The 392-nt window shown below is 69.4% G+C and carries 1 pseudogene; it reads left to right on the forward strand.

Features of this window, described 5'->3' with window-relative positions:
• Nucleotides 1-392, forward strand: a pseudogene (locus EN851_RS34375) (peptidase C14 caspase catalytic subunit p20); the annotation flags it as partial.

A 392-nucleotide genomic window follows, 5' to 3' on the forward strand; every position in this document is an offset into this window, starting at 1 on the left:
GAAGGTCGTGCCGTCGGGCGTCGGGCCTGTCGCGCTCGACCTGCCGCAGCCGGTCGATGTCGACGGTGGCGCGGTCACCATCAGCATCGAAAGGCCGCCGGCGCTGGGACGACTGATCCTGGACGGCAAGCCGGTCGCGACGGGCGAGCCGATCGAGGGCAAGGATCTGCCGCGGCTTCAGATGGACGTGCCGAAGAGCGCCGACGCCGAGGACCAGGTCGATATGCTGGCCTATGCCACGCATGACGAATGGGGCGGCGGATCGCAGGGCATCCTGGTGTTCAGGGTGAAGAGCGGCGACGGTGCCGTGGGCAAGCAGCTCGTGGCCTCGCTGGAGTCCGAGCAGAAGCAGGAGACGGTGGAGCGCGGCATCCACATCACCGGCGCCGCCG

The sequence above is a fragment of the Mesorhizobium sp. M8A.F.Ca.ET.208.01.1.1 genome (assembly GCF_004791315.1).
Classification (GTDB): Bacteria; Pseudomonadota; Alphaproteobacteria; order Rhizobiales; family Rhizobiaceae; genus Mesorhizobium.